The organism is Nocardia goodfellowii (assembly GCF_017875645.1).
Classification (GTDB): domain Bacteria; phylum Actinomycetota; class Actinomycetes; order Mycobacteriales; family Mycobacteriaceae; genus Nocardia; species Nocardia goodfellowii.
In genome coordinates this window covers 257,397-279,132 of the sequence record NZ_JAGGMR010000001.1, presented here as the reverse complement: position 1 = coordinate 279,132, position 21,736 = coordinate 257,397, and the positions used below count along the sequence as shown (strand labels likewise).

Below are 21,736 nucleotides of genomic sequence, written 5' to 3'. Positions count from 1 at the left end.
TGGTCGAACTCTACGACATGTCGGCGGTGGCCTCTACACTGAGGCCGAAGTTGTAAGCTTTCAAGAGGGGGATTCGCTTCAGCATGTGCGAGCGCAGCGAGCGACGAATCAACACAGCTACGCCCGTACTCGGGGCTGAGCCGAGCGTTAGCGAGGCTCGGGCTTGAGTACGGTCAGGTTTCAGCGTCGTGCGCGCCGGGAGATGCCACGAACCCCCGGCGGCGAGGTCACGCTGCAACCACCGCCCGAAATCCCCCGGGTGACACCGGGCAATCTGCTCATGAAGCTGATGCCCGTCGTGATGATCATCGGCATGGTCGGCATGATGGCTCTGCTCATCACCAATCAGGGCGGTCTGGGTTCGATCGGCTCCAACCCGATGACCATGATGTTCCCGCTCATGATGATGTTCTCCATGGTCGGCATGTTCGCCGGTCAGGGCGGCGGCAAGGGCCAGAAGGCGGCCGAGGCCAACGAGGATCGCAAGGATTACCTGCGCTACCTCGATCAGGTCCGCCGCGATGTCAACGAAACCGCCAAGCAGCAGCGCGCTTCCGTCGAGTGGAGTCATCCCGAGCCCGCGCTGATCTGGATGCTCGCCGGCACCAGCCGCATGTGGGAGCGCCGGGCCGGCGACAAGGATTTCTGTCACGCGCGCATCGGCATCGGCGGTCAGCGCCTGGCAACTCGCCTCGTCGCGCCGGAGACCGGACCGGTCGAAGAGCTGGAACCCATTGCGGCAGTGTCGCTTCGGCGCTTCGTGCGCGCGCACTCCACGGTTCCGGACCTGCCCACCGCCATCGCGGTGAAGGGCTTCGCGACCATTGCCCTGGACGGCGAGCGCGCCGAGGCCCGCGACATGACGCGCGCGATGCTGTTGCAGCTCTGCATGTTCCAAGCGCCCGACCAGGTGCTGGTCGCCATCGTGGCGGGCCCGGACACCGCGCGCGAGTGGGAGTGGACCAAATGGCTTCCGCACACCCAGCATCCGGACGCCCAGGACGGCATCGGGACCCAGCGCATGTTCTACGGCTCCATCCGGGAGGCGATGACCGGCCTGCATCCGATGCTCGCCACCCGGGTGCGCTATTCCCGTAACCAGCCCGCGAACGCCAACCTGGTGCACATCGTGATCGTCGTCGACGGCGGCCTGCTCGAGGCCGAGGACGACCAGCTGCGTGAATCCGGCTACGAGGGCGTCACCATCATCGACCTGTGCGGTTACGCACCGCGCCTGGCGGTTTCGCGCGGTATCAAGATGGTCATCGAGAACGGTGAGTGCATCGGCCGCGGCGCCACCGGCAACCAGGAACGTTTCGCCACGATCGACCGGATCAGCGTCCAGCAGGCGCAGCAGGTGGCCCGCCGCCTGGCCCCGTACCGGGCGGCCACCCAGAAATCCAGCGATGTGGAATCCAGTGAAGCCGAGGTTATTTCGACCTGGGCGCAGCTGATGAACCTGGGCGATATCGGTACCTTCAACCCCGAACACGCCTGGCGTCCACGCTACGGCCGCGAACGTCTGCGTGTTCCGTTCGGCGTCGGCGCCGACGGGCTGCCGGTGGAACTCGACATCAAGGAAGCCGCGGAAAGCGGTATGGGCCCGCACGGCCTGTGTATCGGCGCGACCGGTTCCGGTAAGTCGGAATTCCTTCGCACCCTTGTGCTTTCGCTGCTCGCGACGCATTCCCCGGACCAGCTCAACCTGGTCCTGGTCGACTTCAAGGGTGGTGCGACCTTCCTCGGCCTGGACGGTGTGCCGCACGTCGCCGCGGTCATCACCAACCTCGAGGAGGAAGCCGACCTCGTCGACCGTATGCGCGACGCGCTGGCCGGTGAGATGAACCGCCGCCAGGAAGTGCTGCGGCAGGCCGGTAACTTCGCCAACGTCTCCGAGTACGAGAAGGCCCGTGCCGCGGGCGCCGACCTGGATCCGTTGCCCGCGCTGTTCGTGGTGCTGGACGAGTTCTCCGAATTGCTCACCCAGCACCCGGATTTCGCGGAGCTGTTCGTGATGATCGGTCGTCTGGGCCGCTCGCTGCATGTGCACCTGCTGCTGGCCTCGCAGCGCTTGGAAGAGGGCAAGCTCAAGGGCCTGGAGTCGCACCTGTCCTACCGCATCGGTCTGAAGACGTTCTCCGCCAACGAATCCCGTCAGGTCCTCGGTGTCCCTGACGCGTACAACCTGCCCGGTATCCCCGGTGGCGGTTACCTCAAGTCCGATTCGGGTGAGATCCAGCGCTTCCAGGCCTCCTACGTCTCCGGCCCGTATGTCGGTGGCGGATCGCAGCGCGACGTGACCCAGGCGGGTGTCGCGGGTGGTGAAATCGATGTCAAGGCAAGGCCTTTCACCGCGCATCACGTCGACTTCCGGGCCATCGACCGGGTGCCGCTGCCCGCCGGCACGGGCGGCGAGGAGACCGAGCACGTCAACGAGGAAGGCGAGCAGATCTCCAACCTCAACATGCTCGTCTCGCGCATCCGCGGCCACGGCCGCCCGGCGCACGAGATCTGGCTGCCGCCGCTGGACGAGGCGCCCACTCTGGACGCGCTCAACCCGCGCTCCATCCTCACCGGCGAGTACTCGGCGATCGCGACCTTGCGCGCGCCCATCGGCATCGTCGACCGTCCCTACGACCAGCGGCGGGACAACCTGGTGGTGGATCTGGCCGGCGCCCGCGGCAACGTGGCCATCGTCGGTGGTCCGCAGTCCGGTAAGTCGACCGCGCTGCGCACCCTGATCATGTCGATGTCCATGACGCACACCGCCGAACAGGTGCAGTTCTACTGCCTCGACTTCGGTGGCGGCACCCTGGCCAGCCTCCAGGGCCTGCCGCACGTCGGTTCCGTCGCGGGCCGCATGGACGAGGACAAGGTCCGGCGCACCGTCGCCGAGATGACGTCGATCGTGCGGGCGCGCGAGCAGCGGTTCCGCGCCCTCAATATCGAGTCGATGCAGGAGTTCCGGCGGCTGCGGTCGCTGGATCCGGGCAGCAGCCCGGCCGCCGCCGGCGCGCACGAGGACCCGTTCGGTGACGTCTTCCTGGTGATCGACGGTTTCGGCTCGATCCGGCAGGATTTCGACCCGCTCGAACAACCGATCATGAACCTTGCGGTGCAGGGTCTTTCGTACGGCGTGCACGTCGTCATCGCGCTGGCTCGCTGGGCCGAAGCCCGTCCGGCGCTGAAGGACCAGATCGGAACCCGGATCGAGCTGCGCCTGGGTGACCCGATGGACTCCGATTTCGGCCGCAAGTTCGCGGCCCTGGTTCCGCAGGGCCGCCCGGGTCGCGGTATGACCGCGGAGACCTTGCACATGCTGACCGGCCTGCCGCGCATCGACGGCAGCTCGGACCTGAACACCCTGGGTCAGGCTGTCGCCGAAGCGGTTTCGACCATCGCCCGGCTCACCCCGGGCCGCCCGGCGCCCGCCGCGCGCATGCTGCCCGAACTGCTGCACCGCGACCAGCTGCTACAGGCCGCCGGAAATTTCCCGTCCCAGGTCGATCGGAGCCGCCGCAACGCGCGCATCCCGATCGGTATCAACGAAGCCGAGCTGGCGCCGGTGTATCTCGATTTCAACGAGACACCGCACTTCATCATCCTCGGCGATACCGAATCCGGGAAGACCACGCTGCTGCGCTCGATCATCGAGGGCATCGCGGCGTCGAATACGCCGGACACGGCTCGGTTCATCGTCGGCGACTACCGCCGCGGCCTGCTGGGGATGATCCCGCAGGGCTACCAGGCCGGCTACGGCTCCACCGCGCCGCAGTTCACTCAGAACATGGCCGATCTGGCGGCTTACCTGGAGAAGCGCCAGGCTCCCGCCGATGTGACGCCGCAGCAGCTGCGGGAGCGTTCCTGGCTGACCGGGCCGGAACTGTATGTGATCATCGACGACTACGACTTGGTCGCCACCTCCATGGGCGACCCGGTCGCGCCGCTGGTCGAATACATTCCGCACGCACGGGATGTCGGATTCCATCTGATCATCGCCCGCCGGGCCGGCGGCGCGGGTCGTGCCATGTACGGCGGCGCGCTCGCGCGGATGAAGGATCTCGGGTCCGCGGGTCTGCTGATGAGCTGCCCGAAGGATGAGGGCGTGCTGCTGGGCACCGTTCGCCCGAGCCCGCTGCCGCCGGGCCGGGGCACTTTCATCACCCGTAACTCGCAGGGCCTCATCCAGACGGCCTGGATGCCGCAGGTCGAGTGATGTCGCATGTCGAACTGGTCGTGACCGACACTCGCATCTGGGCGGTCGGTCCGACCACACACTGGAATGTGCCGCCTTCGGTTGTGCTGGGCAGCAACGGAAATCTGGTGATCGGCGAGCCGCTGGCGCCGCCCACCCAGGTCTCCTCCGCGGTGCAGTTCGTCCCGGCGGATCGCATCGCCCTGCTGCCGCGAGTGCCGTCGGTCGGCGAAGCGCTGACCGCCGTCGTGGGCACGATTTTCGACAACCTCGGCGTAGCGGTGCCCTGCGCGCGGGTGACCGTCGTCTGCCCGACCGAGTGGGGCTCGGCCCGCCGCGGCATGCTCGACGACGCCGTGCGCCGCTTCACCCACGATGTCGTCTTCGAGGACATGGCGTTTCGCGCCGTCTCCGCCGATGAGGGCACCGTCCGCAGCCGCCGCACCGTGGTCGTCGAATTCGGCATGGTCTCCACCACCGCGACCACCGTGGTGCGCAGCCACGAGGGCGTCCACATCGAATCCACCGAGTTCGAACCGGAACTGACTCTCGCCGGCACCGGCGTCGAACCCAACGCCGTCGACCGCCTGGGAGCCCTGCTGGGTCGCCTACTCGACGGTCGCCCCGCGGATCTCGTCCAAGTCCTCGGTGTTTCGGATCGTGCCAAACTGGATTTGATCGAATCCGTGGTGCGGCAGACCTGCGGACCCGAAGTGGATCTGCGGCCGATCTCGGGAGTGGATTTGGTGCGCGGCCCGCAGCAGGTCGAGCCGGAACGCCGGCCGGAACCCGCGGCCAGCCAGGTCATGCCGTCCAACGAATGGATGCAGCCGCTGCGCGAACGCGCCGCCGCCCAGCAGGCCCCGGCCCGCCGCCGGACCGCCCTGATATTCGGCTCTGCCGCAGCGGTTCTCGTGCTCGTCATCGCGGCCGTTACCGCCGTCGTGCTGCTGGGCGGCTCCGACGACCCACCCGGCGCCACCGCCGCCTCGGCGACAACCTCCGCCGTAGCCGCCACCAGCGCTGCCCCGCCACCCGGCCCCTCGGGCAAGCCGGGCCCGTCCGACAAGCCCGCACCCCCCGGCCCCGAAGGCCAGGAAAAATTCGGCAGCATCACCTTCGTCGGCCCCGACCTGTGGACGATCAAACCCTCCGCCGACGGCAACCGTGTCGAACTGACCCCCTTCGACGGCACCAAACAGCGCCTCGTCGTCACTCAGCGCAAGATCGCCCCCGGCGCCGGCTACCAGCAGATCGCGGCCGACCTGGAAAACCAGATGAAAACCAAACCCAGCCTCTCCGAGCTGAAACGCGACTACGTGTTCGGCGGGCGCTCGGGTCTGGGCTACACCGAAAAGCCCAGCGACGGATCCACCGTCCGCTGGTATGTGTTGGTGGAGTATGGGATTCAGGTCAATATCGGGTGCCAGTACACCGCCGACGGGTGGGATGAATTGAAGGAAACGTGCGAGAAGTTCGCGGGGTCGGTGCACGTCATGCCGGAGCAGTAGACCGAGTCCGCAGAGTCGGCAAATAATTCAGGCCCCCAGCGAATGCTGGGGGCCTGAATAGTTCTGAGCGGATGTCAGAAAAGGTTCGCCATGGCCTGGTCGGTGCTCTGCAGCTCCGAGTTACCGCTGCTGACCAGGGTACCGGCACCCCGCAGGGTGTCCTGCAGCTGCTGGACGTGCTGGTTCCAGGTGGCCTGGAACTGCTGAGCGGCTTCCTTCGCCGCACCACCCTGGGTCTGGAAGAACGCATCGACCTTCGCGTGGAAATCCTGCAGTTCCTGTCCGATGGTCTCGGCGCGCTTGACGATCTGCTGTGCGCCGGCTTCGACACCCTCGAAATTAGCGGAGATAGGCTTGCTCATGTTTAGCTCCTAGTGAGTGAGAATAAGTCTGAGATCAGAGCGCGGGCAGATCGAGGCTGGACATCTGCGCCTGGACCTTCGCGGCGTGATCGTTGACGTTTTCGTCGAACGAGTTGCTCATCTTGAAGAGCTTGTCCGCGGTCTCCATGAGCTTGTCGTTCATCTTGTCGGCCTGCACGTAGTACCGCTCCATGAACGCGTTGAAGGCGTCGCGCGCAGCGCCCTGCCAGTTGGCGCCGTTGGTGACGTTGTCCTCGTCGCTCTTGAGCGTGCGGATCGAGGCCATCAAGCGATCGTGCTGCTCCTGGAACTCTTTCGCCTTCGCATTGATCTCTTCAGTAGTTGCAACGAATTGCTGGTTACCCATGCGGGCTTCCTCCTCCTGCTCACTGTCAACGTCCGAGGTGTCAGTTGACCGGTTTCATATTGTTTGACGCGTCCTAGGCCCGAACGGTTCCATCCAGTTCCAAGAAATTTGGTGGAGTTGTCGCGGGTCGTGGCCCGGCGCGAAGTCGACCAGCTACACCGAGGACGGGGGTCTAGATGACATCCCCCCAAACATCTCGACCGCGGTGCCGTCGCATCGGTCGCCAGCCAGCGCGTGATCCCCTCCTTCCCCCTGCTCGCTACAACTTGTCCGCGAGTGGGCTGGCTGGGCATCACCCTACCGAATGCGATCTCCTCGCGCTACAGCGATTGTCGGTCGCAATGACAGCAATCCCCAGGTCACCGAGGCAAGGAGCGGCCACGCCCGGCGGTGCGGGCATCGGGTTCGGTGCGGGAGTCCTACTTCACAACTTTGGCGATGACCGGCACCAACTTTTCGATCAGCACGTCGGTCGACTGGTCGGTCCAGACCTGAAATGCCTGTACGGTCGAGAGGTCGTCGACAATGACGATCTTCGCCGAGCTGTTGGCCACCCCGCTCGGCAGTCCGCGGAAGCCGCCGTTACCGGCGTCTTTGTCCGTCCGGAAGACGATGACCACCTCGGAATCGATCTCCGCCGAAGACGCGTTCACCGAGAGCTGGCGTGGCGACTTCTCGTCCCCGACGGCTTTATATTTCGTGCTGTACTTGAAGCCGATGTCCTGCAGGAATTTCGATTGCGAGCTCGGATTCAATACCGCGGAAAGTGTGGCGTTGCCGAAGTTGAGCGCGGTGACCGTCTTGCCGTCGAATGCCGGGTGCTCCGCCCGCACCTGTGCTGTTCCCCCTCCGGAGGCCGGGTCATCGGATCTGGTCAAGAAGAAGGTGCCGGTCGCGATGACCAGAGCGGCCACTAGCCCGATGATGGCCGGCCACAGATACTTTCGCGCACGGGAGGGGTGGCCGGAATGTCCATTGCGGGCCGTGGTCACCAACGCCTGGTCGGTCTGCTCCGACTGAGCCGGTGGGGCCGCGGCCATGGGGTACGCATGGCCGGTGTGCGGAATCGAGTTGTGCGGGGGCAGCGGAGTATGCGGTTCGGCCCGGTACCCGCCGGCGGGGGTGTACGGATCGTTCGACTGAGTCGGCAGCGCGGTCCGCGGGTCCGTCGCGAAGCCGGGCATCCGCAGCTGCGCGGCTGTTCCGAACAGCGCGGCCTGCGCGTCGTGGATGAACTCGCGGCAGGTGCTGTACCGGTCTGCCGGATTCTTGGCCATGGCCTTCTCGATCACGGCATCGAGTGCGTGAGGGAGATCGGGACGCGCCGCGCTGATTTTCGGGGCCGGCTCGTGCAGATGACCCATCATGACTACCGCGGGCATCGTCGACGGGTACGGGTTCTGCCCGGTCACAAGCCGGTAGAAGGCGCAGCCCAGGCTATAGATATCGGCCCGTGGATCGAGACTGGTACCGATCAGTTGTTCTGGCGGCGCGTAGGCCACCGTCGCCATGAAGTTGCCGGTCCGGGTGAGATCCTGCCCGTCTTCCGCGGATTTGGCGACGCCGAAATCCGTTAGCAGAACACGCTCCTCATCACCCTCCTCCGGAGCTGAGAGCAGGAAGTTGGCCGGCTTCACGTCGCGATGCAGCAGCCCGCGCCGATGGGCGTAATCCAGTCCCTTGCCCACCTCGGAGACAATGCGCAGCGCCCGCTGGGGCGTCATGACAGCGGGGCCCTTCTTCGCCTCTTCGGCGGCGTCGGTGCCTTCGATGTACTGCATCGCGATCCAGAGCTGGCCGTCCTCCTCACCACGGTTGTACACCGCGACGATATTCGGATGATCCAGCCCCGCGGCCAGATTGGCTTCGCGCTCGAAGCGAGCGCGAAATTCGGGGTCCTCGGACAACTCGGAACTGAGGACTTTGAGCGCGTCGCGGCGTGGCAGGATCGGATTCTGCGCCAGGTACACCGTGCCCATGCCGCCACTACCGAGCTGCTGAATTACCCGGTACCCACCCACGATCGCGCCGGGCCGCAACGCCATTCGGTCCTCCTAAACGATGTCGAACCGCCGAACCCGACCGTTCCGGAAAAATCTAGCAAGCCGCTGCTCTGGATACGACTCCCAGCGGAAGTCGGCGAACCGGCTTGTCCCTCAGTCGGTGGTGAGCAGGGCGTATTGCGCGGAGATCTTCTGATGAAGGTCCGGAAGCTGTTTGCTGCGCGCCTGGACGATATATCGATCGACCCGCAGCATGCACAGGTGCCCGATCAGGCGTTGGTCTTCGCCGGTGCCCACATACTCGGCCCTGCACTCCGCATTGTCGGCGAGGCCCGTGGGCGGATCGACCAGCTTTTCGTCCACTTCGAGATTTTTCGACAACTTCCATTCGTCCCACAGCACGCCCGCGCCGCGGGCGGTCCGGCTGCGGAAAACCACCGCGTCGCCGAAGGAGACGGCCTCGAACTCGGCACCGGTCAACTTCGGCAAGGTCGTGGAATCGGCGTTCAAGAACAGCGTCATAGCTCCTCGGCCGGAGTAATAGCTGTCCGGTTCGGGTCGATTCGGTGACTCCGGGTTGCTCGGTAGTGTGCGACCCACCACACCGAGCGGATCAAGTGGAATTCGGAGGAGGTCCGCGGCCGGTGTCGGCTGAAATTCTTTGAGCAGCGGAATCTGCACGTCGAGCAGCCGTTCGACGTGTCCGACGAGTGCCGGAAGATCAGGCGCGGCGGTGTCGTCGACGACCTTGATGAAAACGACATACCTGTCGTGCACGGTCCACGAGCCGATGGACGAAATGCCAGGACGCCAATGTGCGTACGTGTCGGGATGTTTGGTGATCGCAACCGGTTGATTGTCCGGGTTGTAGGTGAAGTCGTCGTGCTCCAGCACGGGACCGACCTCCTGGGCGGTCTTCGCGTCCGGGAACATCAGCACGGAGATGTTCGCGGTCCTGCGCTTGTCTGTATCCGCCCCGCCTGTCGACCACGCATTCACCCAGCCGGCCACCAAATCCTTCGCGACATCGTCGAATGTGTCGTTGATGACCAAATTTCCGAGGGTCTTACGGTTCAGCACGATATGTGATCGGAGTGGCCACGCGTCCTCGACGTAAGTGGGGTCGGCCTCATATGGCAGGGCCACGAAATCGGCGAGGCGCTGCGCTTCGCGCGAACGAGCCTGCCTTTCGTTCTTGGCATTTCCGAGTTGACGGGGCTTGGTCAGGTAGTTACCTACGTCGAGCTTCGCGAGGTCGGGTTGGATGCGGGTGGCGGTTCCGGAAATTTCCGCGCCGCAGCCGGCGATTGCCGCCGTCAGCGCCGCGGCCGCGAGCATCGCTGACGCGGCGCGCGTCGGTGCCGATCGAGGGACGAGTTTCATCGGCCACTCCTATGGTCTGTAGGCCAGCAGCTTGTATTGGGCGGCAGCTTTCTGGTGCAGTTCCTGGGTGTTCTTCGCGGTTACTCTGGCCACGTACCTGTCGTAGGTGAGAAAGCAAGCCGGGGGATACCGACCGGAGTTGAGTTTCTTGTCCTTGGTGTCGAAGCACTTGGCGGTAGGCAGATTCGGTGGGCTGTCGATCGCTTGCCAGCCGTCGGCGTCCTTGGCGATCAAGGCCGCCGCCAAACGGGTCGCACTTTTGGCATCCCGTGCCCGGTACACCCGAGCATTGGAGAAGGCGACGAGGTCGACGCCGGCATCCGCCAAGGCGGCCCACACCTGTGCGGGGCCGGTTTCGAAATGCATTGCCGCCTGTTGTGGCATGACTACGGAGTAGTCCTTGCCGTTGCGCTGCTGACCAGGTTCGACGGGAAGTGTTCGGCTCAGGAGACCGTCCGTATCGATCGGCAATGCTTGGAGCTGGTCCGCGGGCGTCGGCGAGTAGCTGTTCAGCATCTCGATTTTCTTGGCGAGCGCTCTGCGGGTGAAGTCGATGAGCGAGGTGACGTCCACCGGCTCGCTGACGGGATCTTCGATGTGCACGTGCAAGACCAGCGCGTTGTGTGTCAGCCAAGTGTCGAGATACTTCTTGCTCTCTGAATATTTCGCCTTCGCCAGTGGGAAGTCGGGAATCTGAATCTGCTGGCCGGGCAATTTCGTAGATTGTCGTTCCGCTAGCGCATGAGCCGCGGCCAAGGCCTGTGCCGGCTCGTGGAAGCGCAGGATATCCAGTTCGACCGCGCTACCGAGATTCGGCTGACTACGCCGTTTGCCATTCGTGTCCCAACCGGCGATGAAACCCTGCGCCACTTCACGGAAGTCCGCTTCGGTCAGTGAAGTGATGATCGGCGGCGAGTCGGCGCTGAGCCGTCGTTCGGGACTGACGAGGGTCTGGAACGAGAACTTGCCGTCGATTTGCAAGGGCAGCGGAGTGACGGCTCCGATACGCACTGCCTCGAGCAGCGCTCCGGTTTCGGACGTGCGGATTGTCTCGACGTCCCGCGGGACCACTGGATAGTTGCCGGAATCCAGTGCCGCTGTGTCTACTGCCGGTGCGCCCGGCTGATCGTCACTGCCGCACGAAGTCGACGCAGCGAGAACGACGGCGATCGCGGCGCACAGCGCATATCGGGGTCGCATCACCGGTCTCATTCGCTCTTGGCCAGGATCGCGTATTGCGCCGCTGCCCGCGGTGACAGGTTCGGACTACGCAAGCCGGTCATGGTCGATGCGGAAATGACGACCGCGACATACCGTCCATAAACCACCGCGCATAGTTCATTGAAACTTCTGACCGGGTCGGTCGCATCGAGTTTCACGCATCGAGCGTCGGGCAGACCTGGGGGCGCGCTGATCTCCTCGTCCTCCCGCGAGGTTTTGACCAGCGCAGTCTGGACCCGAAAGGCCCCTGCCAGATCCCTTGCGCGGTAGACGATCCCACCACGACGACCGACCAGATCCACACCGCCCTCGTCGAAAGCCTTCTTGACCTCGGCGGGGTTACGTTCGAAGTGCAACGCCCCAGCGGGCTCGTACGGGCCGAAATCGCGATCGCTGACGAATGGATCGCGATAGTCCGGCGCCTTGGGAAGTGCTCGCCGCATGATGCTGTCCGGGTCGAACGGGAGGTCCAGGATGTCATCCAGCGGTATGGCCTTCTGCTGATCCAATCGAGCGGTTTGCAGGGTCAGCGTCCGGGCGACCAGGCTGGACAGAGCGCTTTGATTCGCCTGCGGGACACCGGCATTGACGACCACCACGTAGGGGCCGTGCGATGCGAAAGCGATTGTGGTGATGTCGTCGGCCGAGGAGCTCTTGGCCTCCGGGTGGCCCTCGACGGGAATCGGGTGCCGACCGGGATCCACGTTGGCGATCTGGTCGAACTCTATGACCGCCTTCCGACTCGCTGCTTCGGTCGGGAATCGAAGTACGGCGACGATCAGCTTCTTGCGGCTCCGCAGATTGCCATTGATCCGTGAAACGTAGGCGCCCGCTATCAGCTTGTTGTCGACAGCGGCGGGCCGGTACTTCTCCGGGAAGGTTTCCGACGTGGTCATCGACTCACCGTCGTAGAACAGTTCGACGTCGCCGAGTTCGTCGATCTCTGGATCTATTTCATGCGAATGCACTACGTAATTGAGCAACCGGCGGGCCTCGATGGACCGCAAGTCGCCAGGGCTGTCGATGTCGGCGTCATACGCACTCGGTTCGGGCGAATATGCCCCGGTCTTCAGCACCGCGAGATCAACCGGCGTCATTCCGGGCTGCGGATTACCGGCGATGGTCGCCGACGAGCACCCCACTCCCGCGACCGACGCCATCGCGAACAATGCCAGCACGCGTCTTCGGACCCGCATCCTGCCCCCGAACTTCACTCCGCCCCCTCCTTCGCTGACCTCGGCGCGATCCTACGTGACCGCTTTACCGCCCGTGCGCCAGCAGTTTGTACTGCGCGGCCATCTTCTGATTCAACTCTTGCGGCTGGGCTGCTTCTACTTCGGCCAGCAGGTGGGCGTAGAGCAGATAGCACAGCAAGCCGGTCCCGCGTTTGTCTTTGTAGCACTTGGCTTCCGGCAGGCCGGGTGGGCTGTCGTAAGGGTGGTGGGTGGCTGTGAGGTCGGTGGTGAGGGCCGCGAGCAGGCGTTTGGCGGCGGCTGGGTCGCCGGTGCGGAAGATCTGGGAGCCCGCGGTGGCGATCAGGTCGACTTTCGCGTCGTCGTAGGCCCGCTTCATCAGGTCGGGGCGCTTGCGTAGATGCAGTTCCGCGGCGACCGGGTATACGCCGGTCGGGTCGTCGTAGGTGCCGGGGCGGGTCGAGGGGAGGGTGCGGGCGAGGACGCCGTCGGGGTCGAGCGGAATTTCCGCGAGTTTGTCGACGGCGGTGGGCGTGTAGCCCTGCAACAGCTCGAATTGCTTGTCTAGCGCCCTTTTTGCGAAATCCAGCAGGGGAGTGGGGTCGGGTGGGGTGGCGAGGGGATTGCCGACGTAGAGCTTGACGACGAAATCGCCTCGTGCGACCCAGGTTTCGACGGCGTCGTGTTGGGAGAGGAAGGTGTGGCCGGGGTATCCGGCGATGTCCAGCGGCCCTTTCGGCGGGTACTTCTTGTGGGTTTCCTCGGCGAGGACGCGGGCCGCGTTGCCGGCCAGTTCCGGGTTCGCGAAGCGTAGGAGGGCGAGTTCGGCGTTGAGGCCGAGTTGGCTCTGCTCGCGGCGGGAGCCTGCGGTCCGCCAGCCGGCGATCAGGCCGGGGACGAATTCGGTGAACTTCTCGACCGGGGTCACCCAGGTGAACGGTGGGTGCTGGGGTGTGATTTTCCCGGAGACACCCCTGCGTCCGTGGACCAGGCGGCTGTCGAGATCCGATATCAATGGCACGAAGCCGCCCAGCCGGATGGCTTCCTGGATGGCTCCGGTTTCGGCGGTGCGTTCCCGCTCCAGATCGCGGGGGCTGGTCGGATAGTTACCGGCGTCGAGTTTCGCCAGGTCGGGCGCGCTGTCGGGATTGCCGCCGCTGCCACAGGCGGTGACGAGCAGAGCGATAACCGTCAGGCCGGCGAGGGCGGCGCGGGTTCCGCGTCGAGGGAGATTCATTGTTCGCTCTTCGCCAGGATCGAATACTGGGCGGCGGCACGCTGATACAGCGTGGGGTCCACCGCGCCGCCGGATTTGCCGCGTGATCCGACGACGGCGACGTACCGGCCGTAGACCACCGCGCACAGATGCCGGATGCCCGAGGGCGGAGCGGTCTGATCCAGTTGCACGCATGCGGCGTCGGCGATCCCGGGCGGTGCGCCGATCGCCTCGTCGCCCGGACCCAGTTCGGTCAGTGCGTTCTGGAGTTCGAACGCGGCCGCGAGATCGGTTGTCCGGTAGACGATTCCGGCATTGCGTGCGACGAGATCGACGCCGGTGTCGGCGAAGACCTGCTTCAGCAGCGCGCCGTCGCGTTCGTAGTGCAGGTGGGCGGCCGGGTCGAACACGCCGATCGTTTCCGGCGGTACGTCCAGATCGGTGGCGGCCGACGTGGTGGGGAGGGCGCGCCGCATGATGGCGTCGGGGTTGGTGGGCAGGTCGAGGATGTCGTCGACCGGTGTCGGCACGAGCTTGTCGAGTTTCGGGAACTGCAGATCGAGGACGCGCTTGAACTGGGCGGCAAGGGCATTGGCGTCCGAGACCGGACTGGTGACCATGGCCAGCACCACGAACGGGCCGCGGGCGGCGTATACGTAGCCTTTTCGATCGGCTTCCGCACCCGACGCGCGGGCCTGCGGATGGTTCGGGACCGCTATGCCGTGCCGATCGGGCTTGAATTCGCCGGTGGCGGCGTCCAATTCGGTGGCGGCCGTCTGCGCCATAGCGTCCGAGGGGAACCGGAGTATGCCCACCGCAAGGCCTTTCAGCGTGCGGGGGTTGCCGTTGGAGCGTGTCGTCATAGCGCCGGACATGAAGTAGTTGCGTTCGAACACCGGCTGGAACTGCGGCGGCAGGTTGGCCCCGAGTTCGAGGTACATGCCGGGTTCACCGGCGGCGAGGAGGTGGGTGCCCATCAGTTCGCCGAGCTCTCCATCGACCTCGTACGGCGCGACGAGCGAGCCGAGCATCCGCCGGGATTCGATCTGGAAGACCGACTTCCGGTCCGCGACTTCGGGTAACCGATCGACCGGCTTCGCCTCGAAGACGCCGATGTTCAGCCGCGCCAGATCTACCGGTGTCATGCCGGGCAGTGCCTGCCCCTGCACCGTGGCGCAACCGGAAAGCAGGAGGACGAACGCGGCGCACCGAACCCGCACGGCCGCACGCGATCCCCTGGGCACGGCGCTCCTCCCCGATACGATGTTTCCCCTCCACCGAGCTGACCCCGCGAGGGATGCTACAGGCGACCGAGCGGCAGCTGCCAGTCGGCGGTCGGCTACAGACTGTTGGCCAGCAGCGCGTACTGCGCGGCTACCTTCTGCCGCACATCGGACTCCTTGTCGCTGGTCACCAGACCCACAAATCGCTTGTACGGCACGTAGCAGCGGTATTTGTAATCCCGCTCGGTGTCGCCCTTGCTGTTGAGCTTCAGGCACTTCGCGCCCGGCACATCGTCGGGTGCGCTGATCGGGTCGAAGGTGTCGCCCGCGTCGGCGATCAGGCCGGGGACCAGCCGCTGGGCGGCGGCCTCGTCCCGCGCCCGGAACACCGAGCCGGCCGAGACGTGCGCGGTCTTGTCGACGCCCGTCTCCTCCATGAGTTTCGCGGCGCGGCCTTCGTCATCGGAATCGTGGATGAAGTTGTTCGGCCCGTAGATCGCGAATTTCTGGGCGTCGGGGGTGTGCTCCTTGCGGTCCTGCACGACGACGCGCGCCAGCAGCCCCTCGGGATCGACCTTCAGCGAATCCAGTTTGTCGGCCGGGGTGGGTTGGAAACCGTCCAGCACCGGGAGTTGCACGGCGAGCGTCTTGTCCACCCAGCTGATCAGGTCGGCGCTGTCGGCTCGGGGACGTGCCACGAACAGCGAGATCACGAAGCTCTTGTAGGCGTGGAATGCCCCGACATTGGCAACGCCGGGGCGCCAGTGCAGAAAGGCGTCCGGATACTTCGTCGACAGCAGTTTGCGATTGTCGGGGGAGACGCCGATATCGGCGTCCTCGAGTTCTCTGGCGGCGGTCTTGGCGGTGGACTCGTCGGGGAAACGCAGCACTACCGTCGTGATGGCGGTGGTGCCCTCCGCGGGACGGGTCGTACCTTCGGGATCGGGCTGGTCGGCGCCGCTCGCGGCATAGCCCGCGATCATCTTTCGCTTTTCCACAATCGGTTTCGAGACATTCGCCAGGAAGTCGATCGCGGTTTCCGAATCGGTGAAAACGGTGTTGCCACGTCCGTAGATGAGGGAGGAGTCCACCTTCACCGCGGGAGGAACGACATCGGCCATGCGCATGCCTTCCAGCAGCGCGCCTTTGCCGCTCGAGTTCTGGTCGTATTTGTGCCGGTCCACCGGGTACGGCCCGACTTCCAGCCGGCGAACATCCAGTTCGCCGGCGGTGGGAGTGCCGGCTACCCCGCTGCATGCGGTCAGTACTCCGGCCAGCAGCACGCAGGCCGCACCGACCGCGATCCGCGACATCCGAACCATGACAGGGCCCCTCGTTCCTCCCGTATGTGCCTTTCGAAGTTACCGGAAGACCGCCTCCGCGAGCGAGCGGTAATCAGCGGACGCAATCGCTTCGCCGCCCGCCCGGCCGCCGAAATCGACCAACCCCTGCTCGCCCTGTCGGCGACCACTACCCTGTGTGACATGACCGCGATCCAGAACCACCTACTCGGCCGAGGCTGATTCGGGTGCAGGATCAGCAGGTCGAGGTGGTCGCGGGCCAGCACGTGGTGGCCCGGATCGCGGGTGCGCTGGTGGTCGTCGCGCACCGCGAACCGGATCGTCCGCATCCGGCATCCACCGCCGTCCGGGCTCTGGAATCGTTGGCGGAGCTGGTCCGTGAGGCGGCCCGGCAGTCCCCGTCCGGGCCCGGTGCGCTGGTGGCCCGGCAGTCGACCCGCTGGCTGATGAAGCACGCCGAGCGGATCAGTCCCGGGGTGCCCATCGATTTCGGCATTCTGTCCGCGGCCGAGAACGACGGGGTGGCGATCTTCCTGCACGGCAATGTCACCGCGGTGCTGGCGGGACCCGAAGGCGTCGAGCACTACCGCGGCAGCGACGCGGCGTTCACCGTCGATCGGGTCGCCGCCCGTCCGGGGCGCGCCATCGCGCTGTTCGCCGACGACGCGGCGGGCCGGACCCCGGAACTACCCGCCGACCGGGGCATCAGCCGGTTGGACGAGGGCATCGCGCAAGGTGCGGGAGCCGTCGTCTGGACGGACGGCACACCGGCCGATCAGGGTTCCGCGGAACCCCCTGTCGCCCAGCCTTATCCGCTACCCACCGCTCGCATCGACCCCGAACCTCGAGAGCCGGACCCGCGAGCGCGCGCGGAAACCTCGGTGCACGAACAGGATTTGCACCAGGCGCTCACCCAGCAGGGTGATGTCGAAGACAGTGGCACCAACCCGGCCCCGCGCCCGGACCCCGACCTGCAAGCCCGGCTGGAGGCCACCGCGAAAGCCAACTCGCTGGTCGTGAAGGTGCTGGGATTCAAGTGCGCCAGAGCGCATCCCAGTGATCCGCGCTCGGCCTTCTGCACGGTCTGCGGAATGCCGGTGGATCAGACGCAGGCGGTCAGCGAGGTGGTCCGTCCGCCGCTGGGGATGCTGATCCTCGACGACGGCATGACCTACATGCTGGCCACCGACGCCGTCCTCGGTCGTGACCCGGAGCATTCCGAGGCGGTGCGGCGCGGCCTGGTCCCGCTGAAGGTGGAGGACTCCTCCGGCGGTATGTCGCGCGCGCACGCCGAGATCCATCTGGTGAATTGGGATGTGACACTGGTCGATCGTGGCTCCACCAACGGCACCCGCACCCGCATGCCCGGCTACCGCGATTGGGTGCGGCTCACCCCGAACAAGCCGATGATCCTGATCCCGGGCACCGAGGTGATGATCGGGAACCGCGTGCTGCGCTACGAACCCGCGGCTCCGCCCCCGTTCGGATGAGCGCGGTCGGCCCGCGCGGTTACGAATAACGCGCGGTGCAGACGTTTTCGCCGTAGAGCACGCCCGCGCGGAACGCGTCGACTCGGGAGAAACCACTCGGTACGGTCTGACCGCGCGCGTCGCTCGCCGCCAAGCCGTCGGTCAGCAGACCGGAGACGGCCTCGTCGAGATCCCCTGCGGCCAAGGCAATATCGCCCTGCTGACCGGAGCGCGCCGGATCCGCGAGTTTGCCGGTGACCACCCCGGCCAAGCACGCCGCCCGCAGACCGGTCTTCGCTCCGGTCAGTGGCTGCTTCTTCTCCTGCTGTACGGCCAGGGCGTACCGGGAGATGAAAACGACGTAGCCGTTGTAGTCGCCACTTACCTTGACCGGCAGCGGACTGTCTTCCTCTTCCTTGCTGACCGCACCGCGCTTGGCCAGGGCCGGAACATCCGTCGCGATCACATTCTTGGCCGGGCAGTAGGTGACCGGGGGCGTGGGCGACCCGTCCCGGCAGTCGACCTTCGAGGTGGAATAGTCGTAGGTGGGCGGCTTTTTCAGCGGCAGGATCGCGGCGAGCGCCTTGCTCAGCTCGGTCAGGGTCGCCTTGTCGATCTCGTACTCGGTCGACAGACCACCGGTCGTCTGCGGCAGATTGCCACGGCGCGAAGTGATTTCGTCGGCATCGATGCGCTTGCAGGCGGCCGGGCCGTCGGTGAACCCGATCTGCACGGCCGTCACCCGCTCGAACGCCGAACCGTGCACGCTCTCCGGATCGTCCGGATTGGAATCACGAATCGCTACCGTCGCGGCCAGCACCTTGTTCAGACCATCGGAGGTATTGATGGTGAAGTGCTTGGCCTTGCCCTCGGCCACATGCCGGATGAACGCGCCCGCGAAGCAGTCGGCCTGCTGCTCCTTGACGATCACCGGGTCCTTGGTGCCCACGATCTTGGACATGGTCTGGATGGCATGCCCGTATTCGTGCGCCAGCACCATCACCACCGACATCTTGTCGAAGGTCTCGACCATGGTGGGCAGCAGCACCGAGCGGTCCCAGCCGATGGAGTTGTCCAGGCGGCAGTAGGCGGCGTTCACCAGCCGGAAGGTGGTGTCCTTACAAAACTCCGGGGCCTGCGCGCGTGGGGCTTTCGCACTCCAGGACAGCAGCTTGTCGACCGGGGAGAACTCGCCGTCGAAGAACTTCTTGTACTCCGCGGCCCAGTAGGTCTGGATGTCGTCCACGGCGTTCAGGGCGAGCTGGTCGATCTCGCCGCCGTCACCGTTGGTCGCTTTCAGCGTGCTGTCCTCGACGCCTTGGCGCGGACCGCTGGGGCCCTGCGTAGTAGGCAGGCCGGCCACCTTGAACGGATCGTCGTACACCGACACCGCACGCCCGTCCACCGAGCGCGTGCAGCCCGCCAACAGGGCCACCGCGCAGAGCAGAACCGTAACGACCGCGGTTACTGGAAGTTTCGGCAAGGCTCCCCCTAAGTCGGCCGGTCTCACTACCACAACACTCACTTGTCATTCGCTTAACAACCGGTTGCAGGCGCGTCGGGGGCACCGCCGATGTCCGGGTGATGGCATAGTATCCGCTGCATGTCTTCACCGGGGGCGCAGACCATCACCGTGCGCCATGATGGAACCGAACGGGTCTTCGATTCCGCGCAGCACATCACCATGGGCCGGGCGCCCGAGGTGACTTTGTACGTCAACAGTCCGCTGGTCTCGCGGGTGCACGCGACGCTCGCCTGGCAGGGACATGGCTGGGTGCTCACCGACAACGGCAGCACCAACGGTGTATTCGTGGACGCGCGCCGGTTGAGTCAGCCGGTGACGATCGATCGTCCCACCCAGGTGCGCCTCGGTGACGCCATCACAGGTCCGCTGCTGAGTCTGACGCCGGGGCCGCGCCCGCAGGTCAGGGCGCCGCAGCCGCCCGCGCAGCCGCAGAGCTACCAGCCGCCGCAGCACAGACCGCAGCCGCCGCAGCACTATCCGCCCGCGCCGCAACACCGGCCACCGCCCGCGCAACCGCCGAACTACCCGCCGTCACAAATGCCGCAACGGCCGCCGACGCCGCAGCCCTATCAGCAGTACCAACCGCCGCGTCCGGCGTATCAGCCACCGCAGCAACCGATTCCGCCGCACCATCAGCCGGTGCCGCCGCAGGCACCGGTGCCGCCGCCCACGTCCGCCGAACCGGAGCAGCCCAACTTCAGCATGACGATGAAGGCGGACTTCAAGAGCCGCCCCATCGTTCCGCCCAAGCCCGGCAAGGCATCCACCGGACCCATCGCGAAAGCCGACCGGATTCCGCCCGGCGGCCTGGGGATCGGTCGTACCACCGACAACCAGATCGTCGTCAACGATCCGCTGGCCTCCCGTAAGCACGCCCGCCTGGTCGCGCGCAAAGGCGAGCTGGTCATCGAGGATCTCAACTCCGCGAATGGCACCTTCGTCAACGGTCACCGGCAGCAGAGCACGGTGCTGCGCGAGCTCGACGTGGTCACCATCGGCAACGTCGACTTCGAGGTACAGGACGGCACGCTCGTCCACCGCAAGAAACCGGCCGCTGAACAGGGCTTGGGCGTGCACGGCGTCGGGTTCACCGTCGAGAACAACAAGCAGCTGCTCGTCGACGTGAACTTGCAGGCCGGACCGGGTTCGCTGACCGCGCTGATCGGACCGTCGGGCGCGGGCAAGTCGACGCTGGCCCGGTTGGTCGCCGGCGCCACCAACCCGACGGTCGGCGTGGTCACCTTCGAAGGCCGCAGTCTGCACGGCGAATACGAGGCCCTGCGGTCCCGTATCGGCATGGTGCCGCAGGACGACGTGCTGCATCTCAAACTCACTGTGCGCCAGGCCCTCGGCTACGCCGCTGAACTGCGGCTCCCGCCCGACACCACCAAGGCCGACCGCCAGAAGGTGATCGACGGTGTGCTGAAAGAACTTTCACTCACCGAGCACGCCGACACCCGCGTCGATCGGCTCTCCGGCGGGCAGCGCAAGCGCGCGTCGGTGGCGATGGAATTGCTCACCGGTCCGTCGCTGCTCATTCTCGACGAGCCCACCTCGGGCCTGGACCCGGCGCTGGACCGTCAGGTCATGGTCATGCTGCGCGAACTGGCCGACGCGGGGCGCGTCGTCATGGTGGTGACGCACTCGGTGGCCTGCCTGGACATGTGCGATCAGGTGCTGTTGCTCGCGCCCGGCGGCAAGACCGCGTTCTGCGGGCACCCGTCCGGGGTCGGCAGCGCGATGGGCACCAGCGACTGGGCGAAGATCTTCGGTGACGTCGCGGCGAATCCGGATCAGGCCTTCGCGGCGTACCGGTCGCGTCAGGCGTCCGCGCCGGTGCCGCCCCCGCCGCCGGTCCAGGGCAACGGCCAGGCCGGTAAGCCGCCGAAAACCAATGCGCGCAAACAGTTCTCGACGCTCGCGCGTCGGCAGATCCGGCTGATGTTCGCCGACCGGGTGTACTCGCTGTCGCTGTTGCTGATGCCGTTGATCGTCGGTCTGCTCACGCTGGCGGCGCCCGGCTCCAACGGGTTCAAGAAGCCCGGGCTCGTAATGGACCCCGTCACAGGCAATTTCGTGGTGCCCAACAGTGGTGAGGCGCAGACCCTGTTGTCGTTCCTTGTGATCGGCGCGTTCTTCATGGGTATGTCGCTGAGCGTGCGTGACCTGGTGGGTGAGCGGACGATCTTCCATCGTGAACGCGCGGTCGGCTTGTCCGCCTTCGCGTATCTGTGGGCGAAGATCCTGGTGTTCAGCATCGCGGCGGCCTATCAGATCGCGGTCATGATCGGCATCGTGCTGCTGCTGAAGAACGCCCCGGACGAGGGCGTGGTGATTCCACTGGGTGCGGTGGAGTTGTTCGCCGACCTGCTGCTGCTCGCCATCACCAGCGTGGTGCTCGGCCTGCTCATCTCCTCGTTCGTGAAGTCCAACGAGCAGATGATGGCGGGACTCATCCTGGCGCTGGTCGTGCAGTTGGTGACCATGGGCTCGTTCATCCCGGTGACCGACCGGCCCGGGTTGGAGCAGGCCTCCTGGCTGTTCCCGTCCCGCTGGGGATACTCCGCCAGCGCGGCGACCGTCGACCTGCGGGAATTGGTCATCTCGGCGAAACCGGACAAGTTCTGGCAGCACGAGACGATGTGGTGGGCCATCGATATGGGCGCGCTGGTGGGTCTGGCGTTGATCCTGGCGTTGTTCACCTGGCGCCGGCTGCGCCTGAAGAAGTCCGCCTCGTGAATCCGGTAGCTGACCTGGGCTCGGCGGG

14 protein-coding genes are annotated in these 21,736 nt (G+C 65.8%); 4 read left to right on the top strand and 10 right to left on the bottom strand.

The window, feature by feature from the left end; genetic code table 11:
* The first annotated feature begins 163 nt into the window (after positions 1-163).
* Positions 164-4,216, top strand: coding sequence for a type VII secretion protein EccCa (eccCa, locus tag BJ987_RS01330; protein ID WP_209883910.1), 4,053 nt, complete (start codon positions 164-166; stop codon positions 4,214-4,216).
* On the top strand, positions 4,216-5,706 hold the full coding sequence (locus tag BJ987_RS01325) for a type VII secretion-associated protein (protein WP_209883908.1): 1,491 nt from the start codon (positions 4,216-4,218) through the stop codon (positions 5,704-5,706). Before eccCa ends, BJ987_RS01325 begins: the two co-directional genes overlap by 1 nt.
* A 74-nt stretch (positions 5,707-5,780) precedes the next feature.
* Here BJ987_RS01325 and BJ987_RS01320 read toward each other — a convergent pair whose 3' ends face one another.
* The 9 genes from BJ987_RS01320 to BJ987_RS01280 all read right to left on the bottom strand — a co-directional run bounded on the left by BJ987_RS01320 (position 5,781) and on the right by BJ987_RS01280 (position 15,996).
* On the bottom strand, positions 5,781-6,068 hold the full coding sequence (locus BJ987_RS01320) for a WXG100 family type VII secretion target (protein ID WP_209883906.1): 288 nt from the start codon (positions 6,066-6,068) through the stop codon (positions 5,781-5,783).
* A gap of 34 nt (positions 6,069-6,102) precedes the next feature.
* Positions 6,103-6,435, bottom strand: a complete 333-nt coding sequence (locus BJ987_RS01315) for a WXG100 family type VII secretion target (protein ID WP_209883904.1) — start codon at positions 6,433-6,435, stop codon at positions 6,103-6,105.
* Between the two features lie 419 nt (positions 6,436-6,854).
* Positions 6,855-8,480 (bottom strand): serine/threonine-protein kinase, encoded by a 1,626-nt coding sequence (locus BJ987_RS01310; protein ID WP_209883902.1) that lies wholly within the window; start codon positions 8,478-8,480, stop codon positions 6,855-6,857.
* 111 nt (positions 8,481-8,591) lie between these two features.
* A complete protein-coding gene (locus BJ987_RS01305; RefSeq protein WP_209883900.1) occupies positions 8,592-9,821 on the bottom strand; it encodes a DUF7373 family lipoprotein in 1,230 nt (409 codons plus the stop codon).
* 9 nt (positions 9,822-9,830) lie between these two features.
* Positions 9,831-11,021: a DUF7373 family lipoprotein gene (locus BJ987_RS01300; RefSeq protein ID WP_209883898.1), complete on the bottom strand. Its 1,191-nt coding sequence runs from the start codon at positions 11,019-11,021 to the stop codon at positions 9,831-9,833.
* Positions 11,022-11,029: 8 nt separating this feature from the next.
* Complete coding sequence (locus tag BJ987_RS01295; RefSeq protein WP_209883895.1) at positions 11,030-12,256, bottom strand: DUF7373 family lipoprotein; 1,227 nt, start codon at positions 12,254-12,256, stop codon at positions 11,030-11,032.
* A 46-nt stretch (positions 12,257-12,302) separates the two neighbouring features.
* Positions 12,303-13,472 carry a DUF7373 family lipoprotein gene (locus tag BJ987_RS01290; RefSeq protein ID WP_209883893.1) on the bottom strand — a complete coding sequence of 390 codons (1,170 nt, stop codon included), beginning with the start codon at positions 13,470-13,472 and terminating at the stop codon, positions 12,303-12,305.
* Positions 13,469-14,695 carry a DUF7373 family lipoprotein gene (locus BJ987_RS01285; protein WP_209883891.1) on the bottom strand — a complete coding sequence of 409 codons (1,227 nt, stop codon included), beginning with the start codon at positions 14,693-14,695 and terminating at the stop codon, positions 13,469-13,471. Before BJ987_RS01285 ends, BJ987_RS01290 begins: the two co-directional genes overlap by 4 nt.
* A gap of 95 nt (positions 14,696-14,790) precedes the next feature.
* The gene (locus tag BJ987_RS01280; RefSeq protein ID WP_209883889.1) at positions 14,791-15,996 is read right to left on the bottom strand and encodes a DUF7373 family lipoprotein; all 1,206 of its coding nucleotides are present in this window, start codon (positions 15,994-15,996) and stop codon (positions 14,791-14,793) included.
* 206 nt (positions 15,997-16,202) lie between these two features.
* Here BJ987_RS01280 and BJ987_RS01275 point away from each other — a divergent pair, with 206 nt between their 5' ends.
* The gene (locus tag BJ987_RS01275) at positions 16,203-17,465 is read left to right on the top strand and encodes an FHA domain-containing protein (RefSeq protein ID WP_209883887.1); all 1,263 of its coding nucleotides are present in this window, start codon (positions 16,203-16,205) and stop codon (positions 17,463-17,465) included.
* 19 nt (positions 17,466-17,484) lie between these two features.
* Here BJ987_RS01275 and BJ987_RS01270 read toward each other — a convergent pair whose 3' ends face one another.
* Positions 17,485-18,879 carry a neutral zinc metallopeptidase gene (locus BJ987_RS01270; RefSeq protein ID WP_307869402.1) on the bottom strand — a complete coding sequence of 465 codons (1,395 nt, stop codon included), beginning with the start codon at positions 18,877-18,879 and terminating at the stop codon, positions 17,485-17,487.
* A gap of 168 nt (positions 18,880-19,047) precedes the next feature.
* On the opposite strand from BJ987_RS01270, the gene BJ987_RS01265 reads away from it, so the two are divergent.
* The gene (locus BJ987_RS01265) at positions 19,048-21,708 is read left to right on the top strand and encodes an FHA domain-containing protein (RefSeq protein WP_209883883.1); all 2,661 of its coding nucleotides are present in this window, start codon (positions 19,048-19,050) and stop codon (positions 21,706-21,708) included.
* Positions 21,709-21,736 lie beyond the last annotated feature (28 nt).

Bases quoted from the DNA above. Each gene is read 5' to 3' on its own strand.
- BJ987_RS01325 (WP_209883908.1), top strand. From the start codon at position 4,216: ATGTCGCATGTCGAACTGGTCGTGACCGACACTCGCATCTGGGCGGTC.
- BJ987_RS01320 (WP_209883906.1), bottom strand. From the start codon at position 6,068: ATGAGCAAGCCTATCTCCGCTAATTTCGAGGGTGTCGAAGCCGGCGCA.
- BJ987_RS01315 (WP_209883904.1), bottom strand. From the start codon at position 6,435: ATGGGTAACCAGCAATTCGTTGCAACTACTGAAGAGATCAATGCGAAG.
- BJ987_RS01310 (WP_209883902.1), bottom strand. From the start codon at position 8,480: ATGGCGTTGCGGCCCGGCGCGATCGTGGGTGGGTACCGGGTAATTCAG.
- BJ987_RS01305 (WP_209883900.1), bottom strand. From the start codon at position 9,821: ATGAAACTCGTCCCTCGATCGGCACCGACGCGCGCCGCGTCAGCGATG.
- BJ987_RS01300 (WP_209883898.1), bottom strand. From the start codon at position 11,021: ATGCGACCCCGATATGCGCTGTGCGCCGCGATCGCCGTCGTTCTCGCT.
- BJ987_RS01290 (WP_209883893.1), bottom strand. From the start codon at position 13,472: ATGAATCTCCCTCGACGCGGAACCCGCGCCGCCCTCGCCGGCCTGACG.
- BJ987_RS01280 (WP_209883889.1), bottom strand. From the start codon at position 15,996: ATGGTTCGGATGTCGCGGATCGCGGTCGGTGCGGCCTGCGTGCTGCTG.
- BJ987_RS01265 (WP_209883883.1), top strand. From the start codon at position 19,048: ATGTCTTCACCGGGGGCGCAGACCATCACCGTGCGCCATGATGGAACC.